Consider the following 25,089-nt stretch of genomic DNA (forward strand, 5'->3'; position numbering starts at 1 on the left):
GCCTTTTCGTTTCACTCGTGCTCACGGTGCCCCCCGCAATGGAAATCAAAGTCAACTTCCTCGACAACCTGCGACTTGAAGCCAAGTTCGACGATTTCACGGTGGTGGCCGACCAGCCGATTCGCTACAAGGGCGATGGCTCCGCGCCAGGCCCGTTCGACTATTTCCTGGCCTCCTCGGCGCTGTGCGCGGCGTACTTCGTCAAGCTGTACTGCCAGAGCCGCGACATTCCGACCGACAACATCCGTCTGTCGCAGAACAACATCGTCGACCCCGAGAACCGCTACCAGCAGATCTTCAAGATCCAGGTCGAGTTGCCGGCGGACCTGTCGGACAAGGACCGCCAGGGCATCCTGCGCTCCATCGACCGCTGCACGGTCAAGAAGGTCGTGCAGACTGGTCCCGCGTTCGTCATCGAAGCGGTCGACGACCTCGATGCCGATGCCCAGGCCCTGCTGATGCCGGCCCTCGATGCGTCAGGCCGCACCGAGGTGCTGGGCAAGGACCTGCCGCTGGAGCAGACCATCGCCAACCTGTCGGCGCTGATCGCCGACCTGGGCATGAAGATCGAGGTCGCCTCCTGGCGCAACATCGTGCCCAACGTCTGGTCGCTGCACGTGCGCGACGCGCAGTCGCCGATGTGCTTCACCAACGGCAAGGGCGCCAGCAAGGAGGCCGCCCTGGCGTCGGCGCTGGGCGAATTCATCGAACGGTTGAACTGCAACTTCTTCTACAACGACCAGTTCTGGGGCGAGGACATCGCCAACGCCGCCTTCGTGCACTACCCCAACGAGCGCTGGTTCAAGCCGGGTCGCCGCGACGCCTTGCCCAAGGAGATCCTCGACGCCCACTGCCTGGCGATCTACAACCCCGACGGCGAACTGCGCGGCTCGCACCTGTACGACACCAATTCCGGCAACACCGAACGTGGCATCTGCGCGCTACCCTTCGTGCGGCAATCCGATGGCGAGACGGTGTACTTCCCGTCCAACCTGATCGAGAACCTGTACCTGAGCAATGGCATGAGCGCCGGCAACACGCTGGTCGAAGCCCAGGTGCAGTGCCTGTCGGAAATCTTCGAGCGTGCGGTCAAGCGTGAAATCCTCGAAGGCGAGCTGGCCCTGCCCGATGTGCCCGAACACGTGCTGGCCAAGTACCCCTCGATCCTGGCCGGCATTCGCGGCCTCGAAGAACAGGGCTTCCCCGTGCTGGTCAAGGACGCCTCGCTCGGCGGTGACTTCCCGGTCATGTGCGTCACCTTGATGAACCCGCGTACCGGTGGCGTGTTCGCCTCGTTCGGCGCCCACCCGTGCCTGGAAGTGGCGCTGGAGCGCAGCCTCACCGAACTGCTGCAAGGCCGCAGCTTCGAGGGCCTGAACGACTTGCCGCGGCCGACCTTCGAGAGCCAGGCGCTGACCGAGCCGAACAACTTCGTCGAGCACTTCATCGACTCCAGCGGTGTGGTGTCCTGGCGCTTCTTCAGCGCCAAGGCCGACTTCGACTTCGTCGAGTGGGACTTCTCCGGGCAGGGCCAGGCGTCCACCGCCGACCAGGCCGCCGCGCTGTTCGGCATCCTCGACGCGCTGGGCAAGGAGGTCTACATGGCGGTCTACGAAGACCTGGGCGCTGCCGCCTGTCGCATCCTGGTGCCGGGCTACTCGGAGATCTACCCGGTCGACGACCTGATCTGGGACAACACCAACAAGGCCCTGGCCTTTCGCGGCGACATCCTCGACCTGCACCGTCTGGACGACACACGTCTGCAAGCGCTGCTCGAGCGTCTGGAAGACTGCGAGGTGGACGACTACACCGACATCGCCACGCTGATCGGCGTGGAGTTCGACGACAACACGGTCTGGGGCCAACTGACGATCCTCGAGCTGAAGCTGCTGATCCATCTGGCCCTGCAGCAGTTCGAAGAGGCGCTGGACCTGGTCGGCGCGTTCTTGCAGTACAACGACAACACGCTCGACCGCGGCCTGTTCTACCAGGCCATGAGCGCCGTGCTGGAAGTGGTGCTGGACGATGAGCTGGAGATGGCCGATTTCGAAGGCAATTTCCGTCGCCTGTTCGGTGATGCGCGCATGGACGCGGTACTGGGGTCGGTCGATGGCAGCGTGCGCTTCCATGGCCTGACGCCGACCAGTTCGAAGCTCGAAGGGCTGGACCGCCACCTGCGCCTGATCGACAGCTACAAGAAGCTGCACGCAGCCCGTGCCCGCGCTGCGGGCCTGAGCGACTGATCCGGCTGCCACGACCCGATCGGGCGGCCCGGCGGCCGCCCCTCACGTGGTAGAGTGCGCGCGTTCATCGCCTGCAGGATTTCCCCATGCCACAGCTGTCTACAGACGCTCACCTGCCCAGTTGGGCCCAGGTCAGCGACCGTCATCCGTGCGACGCCCTGCTCCTGGGCAACGGCGCCAGCCGGGCGATCTGGAAGCCGTTCGGCTATTTCTCGCTGTTCGAGCACGCCCAGCAGGTCCGGCACAAGGCGCTGGGCGTCAGCGACCAGGCCCTGTTCAAGTCCCTGGGCAGCGAACTGTTCGAGCCGGTGCTCAGCGCGCTCAACACCACGGTGCGCGCCAATGCCGCCCTGGCCATCGGCTCGACGGCACCGCTCAATCGCTACTATTCGATCAAGGAAGCGTTGATCCACGCCGTGCGCGCGGTTCACGTGCCCTTCGGGCGTTTGCCCGAGGCCACGCTGCAGCGCCTCAACACCGAGCTGCGGCGCTATGCCAGCGTCTACACCAGCAACTACGACCTGCTGCTGCCCTGGGCCCTACAACAGGCGCCTGACGGGTTCGCCAGCCGCTTCGACGAGCAGGGCTTCTTCGACGTGCGCCAGCGACCCGGCAACGGCACCCAGGTGTGGCACCTGCACGGCGGCCTGCACCTGCTCAAGCTTCCCGATGGCAGCACGCGTCAACGTGCGGCGCGGGCCGGCGAGCTGCTCGATGGCTTCGCCGTCAACCTGCCCGGCGAAGTGCCCCTGTTCGTCAACGAAGGGCCGAGCGACGACAAGCTGCGGGTCATCCGTCAGTCGGACTACCTGAGCGCAAGCCTGGGCGAGCTGGCGCGCGAGCGCCGTGGGCTGTGCATTCTGGGCCAGCACCTGGACATCGGCGACCAGCACCTGCTCGAGGCCATCCGCCAGGCCCGCCCCCAGCACCTGGCCATAGGCCTGCGATCACTGGGCGATGCGGCGGTCCTCAACCAGAAGCGCCACTTCAGCGAGCGGTTCGCCGGGCTCGCCAGTACGCCCGTGCATTTCTTCGATGCCGCCAGCCACCCTTTGACGATGCCGGACCTGGCCCTGGCCGTGCCCACGCCGCGTCGTTGACGACGGCTTCAGCGCGCCGTTGCGGATGACTCGGCGAGCCAGCCATCGGCGCGCAGCAGGGTTTCCAGGCAGTGCTCGCGCACGCCGTAGAAGCGCTTCAGGTCGTCGATCCGCGCCAGCTGCGCCGCATTGTCGGCGGGCTGGGCGCGCTTGACCGCCAGGATCATCTTGTTCTTGTTGGTATGTTCCAGCGAGATGAACTCGAAGACCTTGGTCTCGTAGCCACAGGCCTCGAGGTACAACGCCCGCAGGCCGTCGGTGAGCATTTCGGCCTGCTGCCCCAGGTGCAGCCCGTACTGCAACATCGGCTGCAGGACGTCGGGGCTGTGCAGCTGGGGGCGGATCTGCTTGTGGCAGCACGGCGAGCACATGATGATCGTCGCGCCACAGCGAATGCCCGTGTGGATCGCGTAGTCGGTGGCCACGTCGCAGGCATGCAGGGCGATCATCACATCGATCGCCGCAGGCACCACGCTGCGCACGTCCCCGCATTGAAAGTCCAGGCCAGGGTGGTCCAGCCGCGCGGCCGCGCCGTTGCACAACGTCACCAGCTCCTGACGCAATTCCACGCCTGTGACCTGCGCCTGACGGCCCAGTCGGTCGCTGAGGTAGTCGTGGATGGCGAAGGTCAGGTAGCCCTTGCCAGAGCCGAAATCGGCGACCTTCACCGGCTGCCCGGCGTCCAGGGCGGCAGCGCCCAGGGCATGGTCGAAGACTTCGATGAACTTGTTGATCTGCTTCCACTTGCGCGACATCGACGGGATCAGCGCCCCTTGCGCATCGGTCACGCCCAGGTCGCGCAGGAACGGGCGTGACAGGTCCAGGTAGCGTTTCTTCTCGCGGTCGTGGCCGGTCGAGGTCTGCTCACGGGCCACGGGCGCGCCATGTTGCTGGAGCATCGGCTTGCCTTTCTTGCTGAAGGCCAGCTGGGCCTCGCCCTCGTCGCTGAACAGGTGCGCGTTGCGAAAGCTGCCGGGCAACAGCTCGGCGATGACCGCGAGCGCCTGCGCCGTCGGCAGGTTGCGGGTAATGTCGCGGGTCTGGTGGCGGTAGACCAGCGACAGGCAGTCTTGCGCCTTGATCCGTACCGGCTTGGCGATGAGGCGCTGCAAGGTCTCGTCGGCGCCGACGGGGCGGGCCAGGACCAGCTTGCTCAAGCGCTGCCCTTCGAGCGCAGCGGCCAGCAGGGCCAGGAACCGGTCACGCGCATCGGGCGTGGAAGCAGCAGGTGTAACGGACATGGGACAGGGTGCCTCGAAGAACGGATGACGCGCCAGGAGCGCTGTGGCCGGCATTCTACGTCGAGGGCGCTGCCGGGCGCAGCCTTTGTCGATGGGCGCACCGGGCCGCGCCGTTTCTCGCACGCACACAGGGATGCCGTGATGGCGCCGGGATAGCCTGGGGGCTGGCGCTGCTCACCGCCCTGTCGATCGCGACGTGCACCCGGCGGATGGGTGGCGTTGCGGTTGGCGTAAGGGTGTGTGATTGTGTTGATGGGCTTCATGGGCCAGGCTTTTCAACATCTTTGCCCAACACGATGTGGACCACATCGCTGCTCTGGCAGCGTGGTTCAGCCCCCTGTGGGAGCGGGCTTGCCCGCGATGCAGGCGGTGATGGGTCGGACGCTATCGCGGGCAAGCCCGCTCTCATAGAACATAAAATATCTTGTTGATTTTAAAAGGAATAATTTCAGGATTTTGTGGGCCCTGCGGGCCCAATCGCGGCACAGGGGCCGCTCCCACATGGGACCGCGATTGCCTGTGCCACTGCGGCGGGTGTAGGAGCGGCCCCTGTGCCGCGATGGACCGCAAAGCGGTCCCAGAAATCGATCAGCGACACAGCATCTGAGCACTGCCAGCTATCGCCATGTTCTCTGCGCGACAGCGCGGCGCCGGGGCGGCGGGCGAACTCCCACAGGATGGACTGCGCTTGCCTGTATCAGGCCGGTGAAGCTGTGCGACACGCCTCTATCGCACGTCCGGCTGCAACGGGCCCTTCGACCCATCGTGCCTGCCTCTGCCTCAGTCCAACACCACCAACCGGTTCGGCAGCTCGTCCCGCGCCTGCGTCAGCGGCACGTGCACCGCCAGCAGCGCACCGCAGGCCTCGATGCATTCGACGAAGCCGTCCAGGGTCTTGCCCTGGCGCACCTGCTCGGTGAACCGGGCGATGATCCCGTCCCAGGCGCCGTCCTCCAGGCGCTCGGCCACGCCATGATCCACCAGGATCTCGACGTAGCGCTCTGCCTCGCTGACGAAGATCAGCACGCCGGTGCCTCCGACCGTATGGTGCAGCCGCTGCTCGAGAAACTGCCGACGCGCCAGGTTGGCGGCCCGCCAGTGGCGGACGCGGCGCGGAATCAGGCGTGTGGTCAAGGCCGGGAGGCGAAACACCAGGCACAGCACGATGAACGTCAGCCACTGGGTCAACAGCAGCAGGTTCACGCTCAGCCAGCCGAACACATAGTGCAGCACCCCCGGCACGATCAAGGCCACCAGGCTGGCCCACAGCAGCGGGATGTAGGCGTAGTCGTCGGCCCGTCGTGCCAGGACCGTGACCAGCTCGGCATCGGTGCCGCGCTCGACCCGGGCGATCGCTTCGGCCACGTGGCGTTGTTCGTATTCGCTGAGCAGTGTCATGCCGTCATCATCTCGTTGAGTGTCGTTCTACCAGCCACCGGACGAACCTCCGCCCCCGAAACCACCACCGCCGCCGCCAAAGCCGCCGCCTCCACCGCCACCGAAGCCGCCGCCGCCGAAGCCACCCCCGCCGAAACCGCCGCCCAGGCCACCGCCGAAACCACCGCCGCGACCACCACGGCCACCGCGGCCGCCGCCAGAGCCGAGCCCCTGCACCACCAGCACGAAGACGAACAACAGGACCACCATGCCCGCGCCCCATGGCACCGACTCGCCTCGGGAGGCATCATCGGCCGCCCGCTGCGGCTCGGCCAGGGGGTCACCCCCGAGCACCTGCAGCATGGCGCTGACCCCGGCGACGATCCCGTCGGCGAACGCCCCCTTGCGAAACGCCGGGGTGATCACGCTGTTGATGATCACCGAGGATTGGGCGTCGGTCAGCCGGTCTTCCAGGCCGTACCCGACTTCGATGCGCAGCCGCCGCTCCTGCTTGGCGACGATCAGCAGCGCCCCGTTGTCCTTGCCCTTCTGGCCGATGCCCCAGTGTCGCCCCAGCCGATACCCGTAGTCCTCGATGCTGTCACCGCCCAGGTCGGGCACGGTCACCACCACCAGCTGGTCGCCGGTCGCCTGCTCGTGCGCCTTGAGCATGTTGTCGAGTTGCTGGGTGCTGGCGGCATCGAGCAACCCGGCGGTGTCCACCACACGGCCGGTCAGCGTCGGAAACGCCGGCTCGGCCTGAAGGCTGGCACTGACCAGCCACAGGGCCAGCCAGACGAACGCCATCGCCCGGCGCATCAGAATTTCACTTCAGGTGCCTTGTCGGCGTTGGCGCTGGTCGCCTCGAAGCTCTCGCGCACCTTCAGGTCGCTGTACATCACGCTGTGCCAGAGTCGCCCCGGGAAGGTGCGGATCTCGGTGTTGTACTGCTGCACGGCGGTGATGAAGTCGCGACGCGCCACGGCGATGCGGTTCTCGGTGCCTTCGAGCTGCGACTGCAGGGCCAGGAAGTTCTGGTTGGACTTCAGGTCCGGGTAGCGCTCGGACACCACCATCAGGCGGCTCAGGGCACTGGTCAACTGGCCTTGGGCCTGCTCGAACTGCTTGAGCTTGTTCGGATCGTCCAGCGTGCTGGCGTCGACCTGGATCGAGGTGGCCTTGGCCCGCGCCTCGATCACGGCAGTCAGCGTCTCCTGCTCCTGACGGGCGTAGCCCTTGACGGTCTCGACCAGGTTGGGGATGAGGTCCGCACGGCGCTGGTACTGGTTCTGCACCTGGCCCCAGGCTGCCTTGACCTGTTCATCGTATTGCGGGATGTTGTTGATGCCGCAGCCGGCCAACAGGCTGCCCAGCATCAGCAACACCACCATCTGGACAGACTTGATCTGAGTCATCTGCATGTCGCGCACGCTCCCTGGTTCGCTCTCGAATAATCATGAATCGGGCATAATCGGCCGGTAACCGCTGGATCGGGCTGGCCCGATCGGCTAAAAAGCCCCGGCAGACTCTACAACAATAGTCGCTGAGCTTCTCTCATCGCGCGCCCGTCGCCGTGGATAGGGACAGCGGCCCAGAGAAAAGAATTCATGAAAAATCTCCGTGTGCTGGGCCTGGTCATCGTGCTGGCCAGCCAATCAGCCCTGGCCGCGACACCCGACCTTCACGACAAGGCAGCCTTCATCGACCACCTGATCGCGCAGATGACGGTCGAGGAAAAGGTCGGCCAGTTGCGCCTGATCAGCATCGGCGCCGACATGCCGCGGGAAAAGATCCGCGAAGAGATCGCCGCCGGCCGCATCGGCGGCACCTTCAACTCGATCACCCGCGACGAGAACCGCGCGATGCAGGACGCCGCCCTGCGCAGCCGTTTGAAGATCCCGATGTTTTTCGCCTATGACGTGATCCACGGCCACCGTACCGTATTCCCGATCAGCCTCGGCCTGGCCGCCACCTGGGACCTGGACGCCGTGGCCCAGGTCGGGCGTGTGTCGGCGCTGGAGGCAGCGGCCGACAGCGTGGACATGACCTTCGCGCCCATGGTCGACATCGCCCGTGACCCGCGTTGGGGGCGCACCAGCGAAGGGTTCGGCGAGGACACCTACCTGACCGCTCAAATGGGCCGGACCTTGGTCCAGTCGTTACAAGGCAAGGGCACGGATCAGGCCGACAGTGTCATGGCCATCGTCAAGCACTTTGCCCTGTACGGTGCCGTCGAGGGTGGGCGCGACTACAACACGGTCGATATGAGCCTGCCGAAGATGTACAACGATTACCTCCCTCCCTATCGGGCGAGCCTCGATGCCGGGGCAGGTGGCGTGATGGTGGCCTTGAACTCGATCAACGGCGTGCCGGCCACTGCCGACACCTGGCTGTTGCACGACCTGCTGCGCCAGTCATGGGGCTTCAAGGGGGTGACCGTGAGCGACCACGGCGCCATCGAGGAACTGATTCGCCACGGGGTAGCCCGCGACGGCCGCGAAGCCGCCAGGCTGGCGCTCAAGGCCGGGGTCGACATGAGCATGAACGACTCGCTGTACGGCCAGGAACTGCCAGGGTTGCTGGCCGCCGGCGAAGTCACCCAAATCGAGCTGGACCAGGCAGTGCGCGAAGTGCTCGGCGCCAAGTACGAGATGGGCTTGTTCAAGGACCCTTACCTGCGTATCGGTCAGGCCAAGGACGACCCGAAGGACGTCCACGCCGATGATCGCCTGCACCGTCAGGCCGCCCGCGACGTGGCGCGCCGCAGCCTGGTGCTGTTGAAAAACCGCGGGCAGACTTTGCCTTTGAAGAAAGACAGCACCGTCGCACTGGTCGGGCCTTTGGCGGATGCACCGATCGACATGATGGGCAGCTGGGCGGCGGCTGGCCGTCCCGAACAGTCGGTCACGGTGCGCCAGGGGCTGACCGAGGCCCTGCAAGGCAAGGGTCGCCTGCTCCATGCGCGCGGCGCCAACCTGACGGACGACAAGGCGGTCGTCGACTACCTGAACTTCCTCAACTGGGATGCCAAGGAAGTCGTCGATGATCCACGGCCCGCTACGGTGATGATCGAAGAAGCGGTCGAGGCGGCCCGGCAGGCCGATGTGGTGGTCGCGGTAGTGGGCGAATCACGCGGCATGTCGCACGAGTCGTCCAGCCGGACCAACTTGAATATCCCAGCGGTGCAACGCGAGCTGATCAAGGCCTTGAAAGCCACGGGCAAGCCCTTGGTGCTGGTGCTGATGAACGGCCGTCCGCTGTCGTTGGCGTGGGAGCGCGAGCAGGCCGACGCTCTGCTCGAAACCTGGTTCAGCGGTACCGAAGGAGGACACGCCATCGCCGACGTGCTGTTCGGCGACTACAACCCGTCCGGCAAGCTGCCGATCACCTTCCCCCGTTCGGTCGGACAGATCCCTACCTACTACAACCACCTGAGTATTGGCCGCCCCTATAACCCGGGCAGTCCGGGCAATTACACGTCTCAGTATTTCGACGAACCCAACGGCCCGCTCTACCCGTTCGGCTATGGCCTGAGCTACACCCGGTTCGCCCTCGGCCCGCTCACGCTGTCGACCGACCGGGTGCAGCAGGGCCAGGGCCTGAGCGCCACGGTCACCGTGCGCAACACCGGCGCCCGCGAGGGCGAGACCGTGGTGCAGCTGTACCTGCGCGACACCACGGCGTCCATGAGCCGCCCGGTCAAGGAGCTCAAGCACTTCCAGAAGGTGGCGCTCAAGGCCGGCGAGGCGCGGACGCTGACCTTCACCCTGGACGCCGACGACCTGAAGTTCTACAACGGTCAGCTGCAGCACGTGGCCGAACCCGGTCTGTTCGAGGTGCAGGTCGGGCTCGATTCGCAGGCGGTGAACGACGCGCGCTTCGAATTGTTGTGACCCTGACACGGCCCGGCTTCGCCGGGCTCGTCGAACCGTTGGCCTCCGAGGACCGTCCATGCCCTCCTTGCTGCGCTCGCTACGCCTGATCGTGATCATCCTGGTGGTGCTGGCCGGCGCCGTCCTGTGCGCCAGCTGGGCCCTGCAACGCGCCGAGCGTCAGGCGCTGGAAGCCGATGCGCGACGGGCCAGCGAGCAACTGCACGTGTACGCCAACGCCCTGCATACCCTGATCGAGCGTTACCGGGCATTGCCTGCCGTGCTGGCGCTCGACCCGGAGCTGGTCCAGGCCCTGCAAGGCCCGGTGGACACGCAGACGCAAGACCGGCTCAACCGCAAGCTCGAACGCATCAATGGCGCGGCGGCCTCCTCCACCCTGGAACTGCTCGATCGCCACGGGCTGGCGGTCGCGGCCAGCAACTGGCGCCTGCCGACCAGCTATGTCGGTTCCAACTACGGCTTTCGCCCGTATTTCCAGCAGACCCTCAGCCACGGCAGCGGGCGGTTCTACGCGGTGGGCGTGACCAGTGGGGTGCCGGGCTACTTCCTGTCCAGCGCGGTCAACGATGAGCGCGGACGCTTTCTGGGTGCCATGGTGGTCAAGCTGGAGTTCCCCGAGCTGGAGCGCGAGTGGCGCCAGGGCAACGACATCCTGCTGGTCAGCGATGCACGCGGCATCACCTTCATTGCCAATCAGCCCGGCTGGCGCTACCGGGAGCTGCAGCCACTGACGTCCGAGGACCGCGCTGACATCGCCGCGACCCGGCAATATGACAAACAGCCCCTGACGCCGTTGCAGCACCAGGTGCGCACGCAGTTCCAGGACAACAGCCGCCTGAGCCGCGTCCAGGGGCCCACTGGCACGGCGGACTACCTCTGGGAGAGCCTGCCGCTGCCTGACGATGGGTGGACCTTGCACCTGCTGCGTGCGCCGCAGGTCGGCAAGGAAGGCGTCAATGCCGCGCTGACCGGCGCCCTGGCCTGGTTGAGCCTGGTGTTCGCCGCCTTGTTCGTGAACCAGCGCCTGCGCCTGGCGCGCTTGCGGGTGCGCAGCCGCGAGGCGCTGGAGCAGCAGGTCGAAGAACGCACCCGGCAATTGCGCCTGGCCCAGGAGGGCCTGGTGCAGTCGACCAAGCTCGCTGCGCTCGGCCAGATGTCCGCGGCGTTGGCCCACGAGATCAACCAGCCGCTGACCACCCAGCGCATGCAGCTGGAAACCGTGCGCCTGCTGCTCGACCACGGGCGCCACGCGGACGCGCGCCAGGCGCTCGAACCGCTCGAGCAGATGCTGACGCGCATGAGCGCCCTGACCAGTCACCTGAAGACCTTCGCCCGCAACAGCCCAGGTGGCCTGCGCGAGCGTCTGGACCTGGCCGAGGTGGTCGACCAGGCCTTGCACCTGCTGACCACGCGCCTGCGCGACGAAGGTGTCGAGCTGGCGCTGTACCTGGCACGTCCGGCCTGGGTGCGGGGCGATGCGATCCGCCTGGAGCAGGTGTTGATCAACCTGCTGCACAACGCCCTGGACGCCATGGCCGCCAAGCCCTACAAACGCCTGGAGATCCGCATCGACGTGCAGGACGGGTCGTGGTGCCTGAGCGTGCTGGATTCTGGCGGCGGCATCGACCCGGCCCACCTGCCGAACGTCTTCGACCCGTTCTTCACCACCAAGCCGGTTGGCGAAGGCCTGGGGCTGGGCCTGGCGATCTCCTATGGCATCGTGACCGAGGCCGGCGGCCGGCTGAGCGTCGACAACGCGCCTGGCGGCGCCCGTTTCAGCCTTCTTCTGCCACGTGACCTGGAGCCTGCATGTTGAACTCGGTGATCGTCATCGACGATGAACACAGCATTCGCACCGCCATCGAACAGTGGCTCGAGCTGGCCGGCTTCCAGGTCCAGCTGTTCGCCCGGGCCGAACCCTGCCTGGAGGCGCTGCCCGCGCATTTTCCCGGCGTGGTGATCAGCGATGTGCGCATGCCGGGCATGGACGGCCTGCAGGTGCTCGAACGCTTGCAGGCGCTCGACGCCGATTTGCCGGTGATCCTGCTGACCGGGCATGGCGACGTGCCGATGGCGGTGGAGGCCATGCGCAATGGCGCCTACGACTTTCTGGAAAAGCCCTTCAGCCCGCAGCACCTGCTCGGCAGCCTCAGGCGCGCGCTGGACAAACGCCGACTGGTGCTGGAGAACCGCCGCCTGCACGAGCAGGCCGACCTGCGCACGCGACTGGAGAGCAGCCTGCTCGGCATGTCGCCGGGCATGCGCCAGTTGCGTCAGCAGGTGCTGGATTTGGCCGCGCTGCCCGTCAACGTGCTGATCCGGGGCGAGACCGGCAGTGGCAAGGAGCGTGTCGCCCGTTGCCTGCACACGTTCGGCCCGCGCGCCGGCAAGCCTTTCGTCGCGCTCAATTGCGCAGCGATCCCTGAAGCGCTGTTCGAGGCCGAGCTGTTCGGGCACGAAAGCGGCGCCTTCACCGGCGCCCAGGGCAAGCGGATCGGCAAGCTGGAGTACGCCGACGGCGGCACGGTGTTTCTCGACGAGATCGAGAGCATGCCGCTGGCGCAGCAGGCCAAACTGCTGCGGGTGATCCAGGAGCAGACCCTGGAGCGGCTGGGCGCCAACCGCAGTATCCGGGTGGACCTGCGCATCATCGCCGCGACCAAGCCGGACTTGCTGGAGGCGGCCCGGGCGGGCCGTTTCCGCGAAGACCTGGCGTATCGCCTGAACGTGGCCGAGTTGCGCCTCACGCCGCTGCGCGAGCGCCGCGAAGACATCCTGCTGCTGTTCGAGCACTTCACCCAGGCCGCCGCGCAGCGCCTCGGGCGTGCAGTGCCGCCGTTGTCGGACGGGCAACTGGCGCGGCTGCTGGGGCATGACTGGCCGGGCAACGTGCGCGAGCTGGCCAATGCGGCCGAGCGGCATGCCCTTGGCCTGCAAGCCCCTGAACTCGAGGCGCCGACCACCGCCAGCGCGCTGCAGGCACAGATGGAAGCGTTCGAGGCCCAGTGCCTGCGCGCGGCCTTGCGCCAGCACCGGGGCGAGATCAAGGCGGTGATGGAGCACCTGAACCTGCCGCGGCGGACACTGAACGAGAAGATGCAACGCCATGGGCTGGTCCGGGACGATTTTCTCGTGCGCGAATAGGCGGATTCTTGCCGATGCCTTTGGATGGATCGGCGGAAAATTGCTGGCCTGATAGGCTGACAATCCCTTGTGGGAGCCGGTCTCATCAAGGCGTGACTTTGGGTGAACGGTCCGCAGGCCGATACCCGCGCAAAGGCAATGGCCCTGCATGAACGCTACGGTTGCCTACCTTGGCATACCTTCTGCAATGACCTGGGCAGTCACCGCATGGCGGTGCACCCCACAAAAACAACGAGAAGGTCATCCCCCATGGAGAACACCACTTCCCTGCCGCGCAGTGAAGGCGTCTCGCCCACTGTGCACAAGACCACCGCCTCCCGACTCAAGTCGATCTTCAGCGGCTCGATCGGCAACATGGTCGAATGGTACGACTGGTACGTGTACGCCGCATTTTCGCTGTACTTCGCCAAGGCCTTCTTCCCGGCCGGCGACACCACCGCACAACTGCTCAACACCGCCGCGATCTTTGCCGTGGGCTTTTTGATGCGTCCGATCGGGGGCTGGCTGATGGGCCTGTACGCCGACCGCAAGGGGCGCAAGGCTGCGCTGATGGCGTCGGTCCTGCTGATGTGCGCCGGCTCTCTGGTAATCGCCCTGACCCCCGGGTACGAGACCATCGGCGTGGCGGCGCCGATCCTGCTGGTGGTGGCGCGCCTGCTGCAAGGCCTGTCGGTCGGCGGTGAATACGGCACCTCGGCGACCTACCTGAGTGAAATGGCCACCAAGGAGCGCCGTGGCTTCTTCTCGAGCTTCCAGTACGTGACCTTGATCTCCGGGCAGCTCATCGCCCTGGCGGTGCTGATCATCCTGCAGCAGACCCTGACCACCGAGCAGCTCTACGCCTGGGGCTGGCGTGTACCGTTCGTGATCGGCGCGCTGTGCGCAGTGGTGGCGCTGTACCTGCGCCGCGGCATGGAAGAGACCGCCTCCTTCACCAAGAAGAAGGCGTCCGACGAAAGCCTGATGCGCACGCTGCTGCGCCACCCCAAGGAGCTGCTGACCGTGGTCGGCCTGACCATGGGCGGCACCTTGGCCTTCTACACCTACACCACCTACATGCAGAAGTACCTGGTGAACACGGTGGGCATGAGCATCAGCGACTCGACCACCATCTCGGCGGCCACGCTGTTCCTGTTCATGTGCCTGCAACCGTTGATCGGCGGGCTGTCGGACCGCATCGGGCGGCGTCCGATCCTGATCGCCTTCGGGGTGCTGGGCACACTGTTCACCGTGCCGATCCTCAGCACCCTGCACACCATCCAGAGCTGGTGGGGGGCGTTCTTCCTGATCATGGCGGCGCTGATCATCGTCAGTGGCTATACCTCGATCAACGCCGTGGTCAAGGCCGAGCTGTTCCCCACCGAGATCCGGGCGCTGGGCGTGGGCCTGCCCTATGCACTGACCGTGTCGATCTTCGGCGGCACCGCCGAATACGTGGCGCTGTGGTTCAAGAGCATCGGCATGGAAAGCGGCTTCTACTGGTACGTGACCGGCTGCATCGCCTGCTCCCTGCTGGTCTACGCGACCATGAAGGACACCCGCACGCACTCGCGCATCAACACCGACTGACCCTGCGCGTGGCCTGAATCGCACAGAGGGCACCGCGCGGTGCCCTCCCCTGTGCATTTGCAGATCACCGAAGGCTTGGCACACTATGGGGCCCGTCCATCAAGAGGAAGGGCCACCTGGCCCAGCGTCCATGTACTCCTACGAAACCGCCCAGGGCCACGGCCTGCCCCACGATCCCTTCAATGCCATCGTCGGCCCACGCCCGATCGGTTGGATCTCCTCCCACGACCGCGAAGGCCGCCTGAACCTGGCGCCGTACAGCTTCTTCAACGCCTTCAATTACGTGCCGCCGATCATCGGCTTTTGCAGTGTCGGGCGCAAAGACAGCCTCAACAACATCGAGCAGACCGGCGAGTTCGTCTGGAACCTGGCGACTCGACCGCTGGCCGAGGCCATGAACCAGAGCTGCGCCGCGGTGCCGGCAGAGGTCGACGAATTCGCACTGAGCGGGTTGACGGCAACGCCGTCGCGCCTGGTCGGTGTGCCGCGGGTGGGCGAAAGCCCGGTGGCGTTCGAATGCAAGGTCAGCCAGATCGTCCAGCTCAAGCGTGCCGACCAGGCCCTGGTGCCCAGCTGGCTGATCCTGGGTGAGGTGGTGGCGGTGCACATTGCCGAGCACCTGCTCAAGGACGGGATCTACGACACGGCGGCGGCGCAGCCGATCCTGCGGGGCGGTGGGCCGGCGGACTACTTCGAGCTGGGCGAGCTGTTCAAGATGAGACGCCCGGAGGCGTAAGAAGGCCGTGAAGGCGCGTCGGCCGAACGAAGAGGCCCGACGACTACGCGCCCTCCCCCCACACCAGCTCGCCGTCTTCATCCACCCCTGTCAACCGCGCCAGCACCTCGGCGGCGGCTTCATCCGCTGCAGCGGCCCGTGGGAAGACCTGCGCGTCCAGCACCTTGTGAAACCGGGGGGCGCCCGGACCGTGGGCGGCCTTCACGGCAATCGCGGCATGGTAGCCGCCTTCGGTCGGCACCATCGCCGACACGGCTTCGAAGCCAGGGAACACTTTGCGGGCCATCGTGGCCTCCTGATCAGGATGGACGTGAGGGCAAGCCAATCACGTCCTGGTTGCCGGGACGCGTGGTCACTCTTCGACGCTCATGTATTCCTTGGCCCACCGGATGTAGTCTTCAGGCTGCGTGTAGGTGTGCGACAGCTCGGTGGCGCTCAGGCTTTCGGCCTGGGTCTGACGGCCACGCTGCTGGCGCAGGCAGTCGTAGGTGGCCTTGATCGCGGCAAAATACGCCGCGTGCCCGTCGACCACGATGCGCACGCCCAGGCTGGCCAGGCGTGCATCGTCGGTAAGCTTGGGGTTGCCGTAGGTGACCAGCATCAGTGGCACGCTCAGGTGTTCGGCGATGGCTTCGAGCTGGTCGAAATCCTTCACACCGACCATGCAGATCCCGTCGGCACCGGCCTCCTGGTAGGCCCGCGTGCGGGCGATGACCTGCTCGAGCGGCAGCACGCCGGCATTGGTCCGGGCGATGATCGACAAGGCCGGGTCGACCCGGGCCTCGAGCGCGGCGCGGATCTTGCCGACGCCCTCCTCGACCGAGATCAGGTCGGTCGACTTGCGGCCGAACTGGGCCGGCAGCAGGGTATCTTCCAGGGTCAGCGCGGCGACGCCGGCACGTTCCAGCTCGACCACCGTGCGCATGACGTTGAGCGCATTGCCATAACCATGGTCGGCGTCGGCCAGCACTGGCAACTGGGCGACACGGCCGATGCGCGTGGCCTGCTCGACGAACTCGCTCAAGGTGATCAGTGCGAAGTCCGGCGCGGCCAGCACCTGCAGGGAGGCTACCGAACCGCCCAGGATGCCGACTTCAAAGCCCAGGTCGGCGGCGATGCGCGCCGACATCGGATCGAAGACCGAGGCAGTGTGGTAGCACGAGCCCGAGGCGAGCAAGGCGCGGAAATCGGTACGCAAATCGTGATGTGAAGCCTTGGGCATGGTCACTCCGCAATAACAGTGAAGGTGAACGGGCTGACGACCGACCTCTGAGCGAGGTCCACCTGGCTTTTTCTCGCCGACGCCATCGGGCAGCCATGCCGGACAGGGTGGCAGAGGAATAGAAGGTTTGGGTTACAGCGGTGAACAATCAGGCGACCTCTTGACGCACCATCGTGGTGCGAAGCCCCGTGATTCGGCCTGTGTGGCGTGATCACCTTACCACGCCAGGTGGCATACCAAAATGAAAGCACCTATGCAGATCCGGCATAGGGGATGCCGGAATTACATAGTTAGCTATCAAATCAGGTACGCTATCCTGCGTCCTCGTACCTGACCTGCGACCCCGCCCGCCCTCTGCCCAGGCCTGCCCCATGACTGCCTCGCTCCTGCCGAACATTCCCCGTGCAACGCTGATCGCCCTGATGCTGGCGACGTTGCTGGGCGCGCTCGACCAGACCATCGTGGCGGTGTCGCTACCGGCCATTTCCGCGCAGTTCGGCGAGGTCGGCCTGCTGGCCTGGGTGGTCTCCGGCTACATGGTGGCCATGACCATCGCCGTTCCGCTCTACGGCAAGCTGGGCGACCTGTATGGCCGTCGGCTGATGATCCTGACCGGCACGGCGGTCTTCACCGTGGCGTCGGTGGCGTGCGCTCTGGCCCAGGACATGCCGCAACTGATCGCCGCCCGTGTGCTGCAAGGGCTGGGTGCGGGCGGGATGATCTCGGTCAGCCAGGCGATCGTCGGCGACCTCGTGCCGCCGCGCGAGCGGGGACGCTACCAGGGCTATTTCAGTGGCATGTACGCGGTGGCCAGCGTGGCAGGCCCCGTCCTGGGTGGCGGCCTGACCGAGTACCTGTCGTGGCACTGGGTGTTCTGGGTCAACCTGCCGCTGGGGGTGTGCACCTGGTGGGCGCTGCAACGCGCACTGGGCGCGCCAGGCCGCACGCGCCCCGATGCACGCGTGGACTATGCAGGCGCAGTCCTGCTGACGCTGGGCCTGGGCAGCTTGCTGTTGGGCGTCACCTGGGTCGGCCAGGGTCATGCCTGGACCAGCCCGGCCGTGATGGGTCTGGCCGCTGGCGCGCTGATCGCCCTGCTCGCGTTCGTCGCCCACGAACGTCGCACGGTGCAGCCGCTGATGCCGTTGCACCTGTTCGGCAACCCCGTGGCGGTGCTGTGCTGGACGACGCTGTTCTTCGCCAGCTTCCAGTCGATCTCCCTGACCATGCTCGAGCCGCTGCGCGTACAGAGCCTCACCAGCGCAGGTGCCGACAGCGCCGCCCTGCACCTGTTGCCGCTGGCGATGGGCCTGCCCATCGGGGCCTTCACTGGCGGGCGCCTGACCTCCCGAACCGGCCGCTACAAACCGCAGATCCTGACCGGCGCCCTGTTGATGCCGGTGGCGATCCTGGGCCTGGCCCTCACCCCGGTGCAGGCGAGCCTGCCCAGTGCGCTGTGCCTGCTGGTGATCGGCATCGCCTGCGGGTTGCAGTTTCCCACCTCGCTGGTCGGCGCGCAGAGCGCGGTGGCGCAACACGACATGGGCGTGGTCACCAGTACGACCAACCTGTTCCGGTCCCTGGGCGGTGCGGTGGGCGTGGCCTGTATGTCCAGCGCGCTGCTGGCGCTGATGCTACGGGCCGGGCTGGGGCAGTCGGAAGGGGGCGACGTGTTGCTGGGCAGCCTGCATGCGCAGGGTCACGCGGCGAGCCCAGCATTGTCCGGCGTGTTCCGCCACCTGCTGGAAGGCAGCGCTGCGGTCTCGCTGCTGGGGACGCTCGCTGCGCTGACGCTGCCGGATCGGCCCCTGCGCGGGCGCAGCTAACAGGGGAAACACGTCTTCACACACCTTCACAAAAGGTCATTTGCGCAGGGCCGGGCTCCAGCGCAACATGTCCAGCCCGGTGTCGGCCCACTTTTCGGCATCGCCCCGCAGGTCGAAACTGTCCGGCAGCAACAGCCAGCGCTTGACCAGCCCGTCGACGTAAGCGAACAGCGCGAGCGCGGCGCGGTCAGTGTCCAAGGTCTCTGGCAATTGGCCACGGCGCACGGCATTGGTGACGGCTAACGAGATACTCTCATGGCATTCGATGATCGAACTCTGCCGTTGCTGGCGAATCTCGCACATGTCGTCGGTGAATTCGCACTTGTACTGCAGGATCTCGTTGATTCGCCGCGTGCGCGAATCCTGCACCACCTCCCGGAACAGACGCACCAGCAGTTGCCGGGTGCAGCCCAGGGGGTCGAGTTCGTCTTCGCTTTCGCTGGCCCGGGCCAGCGGGTCGAGGGTCTCGCGCAGGCTTTCGAGCAGCGCTTCGATCAATTCGGCCTTGTTGTTGAAGTGCCAGTAGATCGCGCCGCGGGTCACCCCTGCCAGTTCGGCGATCTCCGCCAGGGTGGTGCGGGCCACGCCGCGGTTGTAGAAGGCCTTTTCCGCGGCCTCGAGGATCTGGTTTCGAGTTTCCTGGGCTTCCTCTTTGGTACGACGAACCATGGCAGTACAACCTCATCAGCGCCCCTGCGCTGGGCAAGCGCGGAGCGATCGTGCCGGGCTCGTCCCGAAAGGCGGCAGCCGGTCTCGTTTATCACGGCCAGGGCGGGCAAATGGCCGCACCAGCGCTGTTTACAAACAACCATGAATGTAAGTATATTCATTAGCAAGCTATTTATCCACTCGGCGATACCGCGGCTCACCCGGCGGTACTTGCCGGGTCGCCCGATTGCCTACAGCACACTTCATCACTTTTGAGCGTCCCCCTGCTCTTGCGACCCGAGGACTGTCATGCAACTCAAGCCAGCCGTTTCCGCTCTGGTTTCTGCCGTCGCCCTGGCCACCCTGCTCGGTGGCTGCCAGAAAAAAGAAGAAGCCGCGCCCCCCGCGCAAGCTCCTCAGGTCGGCGTCGTCACCCTGAAAGCGCAACCCTTCACCCTGACATCCGAACTGCCGGGCCGCACCAGCGCCTACCGGGTCGCCGAAGTCCGTCCACAGGTCAACGGCATCATTCTCAAGCGCCTGTTCAAGGAAGGCAGCGACGTCAAGGCCGGGCAGCAGCTCTACCAGATCGACCCTGCGGTCTATGAGGCCAACCTGGCCAATGCCCAGGCCGACGTCCAGGCCACCCGTTCGCTGGCCGGCCGCTACAAGCAGCTGATCGACGAGCAGGCGGTGAGCCGGCAGGAATACGACGATGCGCGCGCCAAGCAGCTGCAGGCCGAGGCCACGCTCAAGGCTGCCCAGATCGACCTGCGCTACACCAAGGTGATGGCGCCGATCAGCGGTCGCATCGGCCGCTCGGCCTACACCGAGGGCGCGCTGGTGAGCAATGCGCAGACCAACGCCATGGCCACCATCCAGCAGCTCGACCCGATCTACGTCGACGTCACCCAGTCGTCGGCCGAACTGCTCAAGCTGCGCCGTGACCTGCAAAACGGCCAGTTGCAGCGCGCTGGTGACAACGCCGCCAAGGTCCAGCTGGTGCTCGAAGACGGCTCTGTCTATGCACAGGAAGGCCGCCTGGAGTTCTCCGAAGTGTCGGTCGACGAGACCACCGGCTCGGTGACCCTGCGCGCCCTGTTCCCCAATCCGGACCACACCCTGCTGCCTGGCATGTTCGTCCATGCGCGCCTGAGCGCGGGCGTCAACCAGAACGCCATCCTGGCGCCGCAGCAAGGCGTGACCCGCGACATCAAGGGCCAGGCGACCGCGATGGTGGTCAACCAGGACAACAAGGTCGAGCAGCGCTCGCTCAAGGCCAGCCGCACGTTGGGCAACGACTGGCTGATCGAGGACGGCCTCAAGCCGGGCGATCGGCTGATCACCGAGGGCTTGCAGTACGTGCGCCCTGGGGCCGAGGTCAAGGTGAGCGAGGCCACCAACGTCAAGCAACCGGGCGAGCAAGGCCAGGCCGGCGCCGCCGACGCGGGCGGCAAAGGGGAGTAAGTCATGTCCAAGTTCTTCATTGATCGCCCGATCTTCGCCTGGGTGATCGCACTGGTGATCATGCTGGTCGGCGCCTTGTCGATCCTCAAGCTGCCGATCAGCCAGTACCCCAGCATCGCGCCACCGGCCATCGCCATTTCCGTGACCTACCCGGGCGCTTCGGCGCAGACCGTGCAGGACACCGTGGTGCAGGTCATCGAGCAACAGCTCAACGGCATCGACAACCTGCGTTACGTGCAGTCGGAGAGCAACTCCGACGGCAGCATGACCATCACCGCCACGTTCGAGCAGGGCACCGACCCTGACATCGCGCAGGTCCAGGTGCAGAACAAGCTGAACCTGGCGACCCCGCTGCTGCCGCAAGAAGTGCAGCAACAGGGGATCCGCGTGACCAAGGCGGTCAAGAACTTCCTGATGGTGATCGGTCTGGTGTCCGAGGACGGCAGCCTGACCAAGGAAGACCTGGCCAACTACATCGTCTCGAACATGCAGGACCCGATCTCCCGGACCTCCGGGGTCGGTGACTTCCAGGTCTTCGGCGCCCAGTACGCCATGCGCATCTGGCTCGACCCGGCCAAGCTGAACAAGTACCAGCTGACCCCGGTCGACGTGCGCACGGCGATCACCGCGCAGAACGTCCAGGTCTCCTCCGGCCAGTTGGGCGGCCTGCCGGCCGTGCCAGGCACCCAGCTCAACGCCACCATCATCGGCAAGACCCGTCTGCAGACCGCCGAGCAGTTCAAGAACATCCTGCTCAAGGTCAACCGTGACGGCGCCCAGGTGCGCCTGGGCGATGTCGCCGAAGTCGGCCTGGGCGGTGAAAACTACGCGGTCAGCGCGCAGTTCAACGGCAAGGCGGCCTCGGGCCTGGCGGTCAAGCTGGCCACCGGCGCCAACGCCCTGGAAACCGCCAAGGCGCTGCGCCAGACCATCGCCGACCTGGAGCCGTTCTTCCCGCCAGGCGTGAAGGCCGTGTTCCCGTACGACACCACGCCCGTGGTCACCGAATCGATCAGCGGCGTGATTCACACGCTGATCGAGGCAGTGGTGCTGGTGTTCCTGGTGATGTACCTGTTCCTGCAGAACTTCCGCGCCACGATCATCACCACCATGACCGTGCCGGTGGTCCTGCTGGGCACCTTCGGCATCCTGGCGGCGGCCGGTTTCAACATCAACACCCTGACCATGTTCGCCATGATCCTGGCCATCGGCCTGCTGGTGGACGATGCCATCGTGGTGGTGGAGAACGTCGAGCGGGTGATGTCCGAGGAAGGCTTGCCGCCCAAGGAGGCCACCAAGCGCTCCATGGGGCAGATCCAGGGCGCCCTGGTCGGTATCGCGCTGGTGCTGTCGGCGGTCCTGCTGCCGATGGCGTTCTTCGGCGGCTCCACCGGGGTGATCTACCGCCAGTTCTCGATCACCATCGTCTCGGCGATGGGCTTGTCGGTGCTGGTGGCGCTGGTCTTCACGCCGGCCCTGTGCGCCACCCTGCTCAAGCCGCTGAAAAAGGGCCAGCACCACGAAGCCAAAGGCGGCTTCTTCGGCTGGTTCAACCGTCAGTTCGACCGCAGCGTCAACGGCTACGAGCGCAGCGTGGGCAGCATCCTGCGGCACAAGGTGCCGTTCCTGCTGGCGTATGCGCTGATCGTGGTCGGCATGATCTGGCTGTTCACCCGCATCCCGACCGCCTTCCTGCCGGAAGAAGACCAGGGCGTCCTGTTCGCCCAGGTACAGACCCCGGCCGGTTCGAGTGCCGAGCGCACCCAGTCGGTGGTCGACCAGATGCGTGAGTACCTGCTGCGCGACGAGTCCGACACCGTGTCGTCGGTGTTCACCGTGACCGGCTTCAACTTCGCCGGCCGTGGCCAGAGCTCGGGCATGGCGTTCATCATGCTCAAGCCGTGGGAAGAGCGTTCGGCCGAGAACAGCGTGTTCGGCCTGGCCGAGCGTGCACAGCAATACTTCTTCAGCTTCCGCGACGCGATGGTGTTCGCCTTCGCGCCGCCAGCGGTGCTGGAGCTGGGCAACGCCACCGGCTTCGACGTGTTCCTCCAGGACCGCGCCGGGCTCGGTCACGAGAAACTGATGGAAGCGCGCGGCCAGTTCCTGGCCAAGGCGTCCCAGAGCAAGATCCTCGCCGGCGTGCGCCCCAACGGCCTGAACGACGAGCCGCAGTACCAGCTGATCGTCGATGACGAGCGTGCCAGCGCCCTGGGCGTGACCATTGCCGATATCAACAACACCCTGTCGATCGCGCTCGGGGGCAGCTACGTCAACGACTTCATCGACCGGGGTCGGGTGAAGAAGGTCTACATCCAGGGTCAGGCCAATGCGCGCATGAGCCCGGAAGACCTGCAGAAGTGGTACGTGCGCAACGGCGCAGGCGAAATGGTGCCCTTCTCCTCGTTCGCCCATGGCGAGTGGACCTACGGTTCACCCAAGCTGTCGCGCTACAACGGTGTCGAAGCGGTCGAGATCCTCGGCACCCCGGCGCCTGGCTACAGCACCGGTGACGCCATGGCGGAGGTCGAGCGCATCGCTGGCGAACTGCCGGACGGCATCGGCTTCGCCTGGACGGGCATGTCCTACGAGGAAAAGCTGTCCGGTTCGCAGATGCCGGCGCTGTTCGCCCTGTCGCTGCTGTTCGTGTTCCTCTGCCTGGCCGCCCTGTACGAAAGCTGGTCGATCCCGATCGCCGTGGTGCTGGTCGTGCCGCTGGGCATCATCGGTGCGCTGATCGCCACCAGCCTGCGCGGGCTGTCCAACGACGTGTACTTCCTGGTCGGCCTGTTGACCACCATCGGCCTGGCGGCGAAGAACGCGATCCTGATCGTTGAGTTCGCCAAGGAGCTGCACGAGCAAGGCAAGAGCCTGTACGACGCGACCATCGAGGCCTGCCGCATGCGACTGCGCCCGATCATCATGACCTCGCTGGCCTTCATTCTCGGCGTGGTACCGTTGACCATCGCCAGTGGCGCCGGCTCCGGCAGCCAGCACGCGATCGGTACCGGCGTGATCGGCGGTATGCTCAGTGCCACCGTGCTGGCGATCTTCTGGGTCCCGCTGTTCTTCGTCGCCGTGTCGTCGCTGTTTGGCAGCAAAGAGCCCAAGCATCCAGACACCCCTGAAACTTCACGTAATGAGGCTGGGCAATGACCAAGTCTTTGTTGTCCCTGGCGGTTACCGCCCTGATCCTCGGCGGCTGCTCGCTGATTCCCGACTACCAGACGCCGGAGGCGCCGGTTCCGGCGCAATGGCCACAGGGTCCGCAGTACTCCCCGGCCGAGTCGGCCGAGGTGGCGGCCGCCGAGCAAGGCTGGCGCCAGGTGTTCCGCGACCCGGCGCTGCAACAGCTGATCCAGACCGCCCTGGTGAACAACCGCGACCTGCGCGTCGCGGCCCTGAACACCGAGGCCTATCGCGCGCAGTACCGCATCCAGCGCGCTGACCTGCTGCCGACGGTCTCGGCCACCGCCGCTGGCTCTCGCCAGCGCTTGCCGAGCGGAGTCTCGCCAACAGGGCAATCGGCCATCAGCAGCCAGTACTCCGCCACCTTGGGCATCAGCGCCTACGAGCTGGACCTGTTCGGTCGGGTACGCAGCCTGTCCGAGCAGGCGCTGCAGACCTACCTGTCCAGCGAAGAGGCACGGCGCTCGACCCAGATCAGTCTGGTCGCCAGCGTGGCCAACGCCTACTACACCTGGCAGGCCGACCGCGAGCTGCTCAAGCTGACCCAGGACACCCTCAAGGCGTTCGAGCAGAGCTATTCGTTGACCCGCCGCAGCACCGAAGTCGGTGTGTCCTCGGCACTGGACCTGAGCCAGGCGCGGACCTCGGTGGAAACCGCCAAGGTCAAGCTGGCCCAGTACCAGCGCCTGGTCGCCCAGGACATCAACAGCCTGACCGTGCTGCTGGGCGCCGGGCTGCCGAACGACCTGCCCGAGCCGCCGAAGCTGGACGACACCAAGCTGGCCGACGTGCCGGCCGGCCTGCCGTCGGACATGCTGCAGCGGCGTCCGGACATCCAGGAAGCGGAGTACCTGCTCAAGGCCGCCAACGCCAACATCGGCGCGGCCCGCGCGGCCTTCTTCCCGAGCATCAGCCTGACCTCCAACGCCGGCACCCTGAGCGCCGACGCCGACGGGCTGTTCAAGGGGGGGTCGGGGACCTGGCTGTTCCAGCCGCAGATCAATCTGCCGATCTTCACCGCCGGTAGCCTCAAGGCCAGCCTGGACTACGCGAAGATCCAGAAGGACATCAACGTGGCCCGCTACGAGAAGACCATCCAGACGGCGTTCCAGGAAGTGTCCGATGGCCTGGCGGCGCGCAAGACCTTCCAGGATCAGGTTCAGGCGCAACGCGACCTGGTCGCCGCGAACCAGGACTACTATCGCCTGGCCGAGCGTCGCTACCGGATCGGGATCGACAGCAACCTGACCTTCCTCGACGCCCAGCGCAATCTGTTCAGCGCCGAGCAGTCATTGATCACCGACCGCCTGACCCAGCTGACCAGCGAGGTCAACCTGTACAAGGCCCTGGGCGGCGGCTGGTACGAGCGTACTGGTCAGGCCCAGCTGTAAGACCACACGGCCCCAGCGACAGGACACCGGATGAACATCTCAT

Annotated in this window: 18 protein-coding genes; 11 read left to right on the forward strand and 7 right to left on the reverse strand. The window is 66.0% G+C overall.

All coding sequences use genetic code 11. The annotated features are described in order from the left end of the window. The first annotated feature begins 38 nt into the window (after positions 1 to 38). Both G7Z99_RS14300 and G7Z99_RS14305 read left to right on the forward strand, forming a co-directional pair. Positions 39 to 2,243: an OsmC domain/YcaO domain-containing protein gene (locus tag G7Z99_RS14300; RefSeq protein ID WP_181094860.1), complete on the forward strand. Its 2,205-nt coding sequence runs from the start codon at positions 39 to 41 to the stop codon at positions 2,241 to 2,243. 86 nt (positions 2,244 to 2,329) lie between these two features. Continuing rightward, entirely contained in the window at positions 2,330 to 3,343 is a 1,014-nt protein-coding gene (locus tag G7Z99_RS14305) for a DUF4917 family protein (protein ID WP_181094862.1), read from the forward strand. Between the two features lie 8 nt (positions 3,344 to 3,351). Here G7Z99_RS14305 and G7Z99_RS14310 read toward each other — a convergent pair whose 3' ends face one another. The 4 genes from G7Z99_RS14310 to G7Z99_RS14325 all read right to left on the reverse strand — a co-directional run bounded on the left by G7Z99_RS14310 (position 3,352) and on the right by G7Z99_RS14325 (position 7,382). Then, a complete protein-coding gene (locus tag G7Z99_RS14310; RefSeq protein WP_181094864.1) occupies positions 3,352 to 4,584 on the reverse strand; it encodes a class I SAM-dependent methyltransferase in 1,233 nt (410 codons plus the stop codon). 780 nt (positions 4,585 to 5,364) lie between these two features. Further along, complete coding sequence (locus tag G7Z99_RS14315) at positions 5,365 to 5,982, reverse strand: TPM domain-containing protein (RefSeq protein WP_181094866.1); 618 nt, start codon at positions 5,980 to 5,982, stop codon at positions 5,365 to 5,367. 27 nt (positions 5,983 to 6,009) lie between these two features. Then, entirely contained in the window at positions 6,010 to 6,780 is a 771-nt protein-coding gene (locus G7Z99_RS14320) for a TPM domain-containing protein (protein WP_181094868.1), read from the reverse strand. Continuing rightward, positions 6,780 to 7,382 carry a LemA family protein gene (locus tag G7Z99_RS14325; RefSeq protein WP_181094870.1) on the reverse strand — a complete coding sequence of 201 codons (603 nt, stop codon included), beginning with the start codon at positions 7,380 to 7,382 and terminating at the stop codon, positions 6,780 to 6,782. Before G7Z99_RS14325 ends, G7Z99_RS14320 begins: the two co-directional genes overlap by 1 nt. 186 nt (positions 7,383 to 7,568) lie before the next feature. Here G7Z99_RS14325 and bglX point away from each other — a divergent pair, with 186 nt between their 5' ends. The 5 genes from bglX to G7Z99_RS14350 all read left to right on the forward strand — a co-directional run bounded on the left by bglX (position 7,569) and on the right by G7Z99_RS14350 (position 15,303). Next, positions 7,569 to 9,854, forward strand: coding sequence for a beta-glucosidase BglX (gene bglX, locus G7Z99_RS14330; protein WP_181094872.1), 2,286 nt, complete (start codon positions 7,569 to 7,571; stop codon positions 9,852 to 9,854). 58 nt (positions 9,855 to 9,912) lie between these two features. Further along, on the forward strand, positions 9,913 to 11,670 hold the full coding sequence (locus G7Z99_RS14335) for a sensor histidine kinase (protein WP_181094874.1): 1,758 nt from the start codon (positions 9,913 to 9,915) through the stop codon (positions 11,668 to 11,670). Beyond that, the gene (locus G7Z99_RS14340; RefSeq protein WP_181094876.1) at positions 11,664 to 12,998 is read left to right on the forward strand and encodes a sigma-54-dependent transcriptional regulator; all 1,335 of its coding nucleotides are present in this window, start codon (positions 11,664 to 11,666) and stop codon (positions 12,996 to 12,998) included. Before G7Z99_RS14335 ends, G7Z99_RS14340 begins: the two co-directional genes overlap by 7 nt. 249 nt (positions 12,999 to 13,247) lie before the next feature. Beyond that, complete coding sequence (locus tag G7Z99_RS14345) at positions 13,248 to 14,567, forward strand: MFS transporter (RefSeq protein ID WP_181094877.1); 1,320 nt, start codon at positions 13,248 to 13,250, stop codon at positions 14,565 to 14,567. 130 nt (positions 14,568 to 14,697) lie between these two features. Next, positions 14,698 to 15,303 carry a flavin reductase family protein gene (locus G7Z99_RS14350; RefSeq protein WP_181094879.1) on the forward strand — a complete coding sequence of 202 codons (606 nt, stop codon included), beginning with the start codon at positions 14,698 to 14,700 and terminating at the stop codon, positions 15,301 to 15,303. A gap of 43 nt (positions 15,304 to 15,346) precedes the next feature. Here the strand turns inward: G7Z99_RS14350 and G7Z99_RS14355 are convergent, their stop codons facing one another. Next, complete coding sequence (locus tag G7Z99_RS14355; protein WP_181094880.1) at positions 15,347 to 15,589, reverse strand: hypothetical protein; 243 nt, start codon at positions 15,587 to 15,589, stop codon at positions 15,347 to 15,349. 66 nt (positions 15,590 to 15,655) lie between these two features. Then, positions 15,656 to 16,525 carry an isocitrate lyase/PEP mutase family protein gene (locus tag G7Z99_RS14360; RefSeq protein ID WP_181094882.1) on the reverse strand — a complete coding sequence of 290 codons (870 nt, stop codon included), beginning with the start codon at positions 16,523 to 16,525 and terminating at the stop codon, positions 15,656 to 15,658. Between the two features lie 371 nt (positions 16,526 to 16,896). Here G7Z99_RS14360 and G7Z99_RS14365 point away from each other — a divergent pair, with 371 nt between their 5' ends. Beyond that, on the forward strand, positions 16,897 to 18,351 hold the full coding sequence (locus G7Z99_RS14365) for an MDR family MFS transporter (RefSeq protein WP_258197039.1): 1,455 nt from the start codon (positions 16,897 to 16,899) through the stop codon (positions 18,349 to 18,351). Between the two features lie 36 nt (positions 18,352 to 18,387). On the opposite strand, the gene G7Z99_RS14370 is transcribed toward G7Z99_RS14365, so the two are convergent. Then, complete coding sequence (locus G7Z99_RS14370; RefSeq protein WP_181094884.1) at positions 18,388 to 19,020, reverse strand: TetR family transcriptional regulator; 633 nt, start codon at positions 19,018 to 19,020, stop codon at positions 18,388 to 18,390. A 288-nt stretch (positions 19,021 to 19,308) separates the two neighbouring features. Between G7Z99_RS14370 and G7Z99_RS14375 the strand changes: the two genes are divergently transcribed. Genes G7Z99_RS14375 through adeC form a run of 3 tightly spaced genes read left to right on the forward strand, consistent with a single transcriptional unit; the run spans position 19,309 to position 25,046 of the window. Then, complete coding sequence (locus G7Z99_RS14375) at positions 19,309 to 20,466, forward strand: efflux RND transporter periplasmic adaptor subunit (RefSeq protein WP_181094885.1); 1,158 nt, start codon at positions 19,309 to 19,311, stop codon at positions 20,464 to 20,466. A gap of 3 nt (positions 20,467 to 20,469) precedes the next feature. Further along, positions 20,470 to 23,622 (forward strand): multidrug efflux RND transporter permease subunit TtgB, encoded by a 3,153-nt coding sequence (ttgB, locus tag G7Z99_RS14380; RefSeq protein WP_181094887.1) that lies wholly within the window; start codon positions 20,470 to 20,472, stop codon positions 23,620 to 23,622. After that, the gene (adeC, locus tag G7Z99_RS14385) at positions 23,619 to 25,046 is read left to right on the forward strand and encodes an AdeC/AdeK/OprM family multidrug efflux complex outer membrane factor (protein ID WP_181094889.1); all 1,428 of its coding nucleotides are present in this window, start codon (positions 23,619 to 23,621) and stop codon (positions 25,044 to 25,046) included. The genes ttgB and adeC overlap by 4 nt, the downstream gene beginning before the upstream one ends. Positions 25,047 to 25,089 lie beyond the last annotated feature (43 nt).

The sequence above is a fragment of the Pseudomonas entomophila genome (assembly GCF_013523165.1).
GTDB lineage: Bacteria > Pseudomonadota > Gammaproteobacteria > Pseudomonadales > Pseudomonadaceae > Aquipseudomonas > Aquipseudomonas entomophila_A.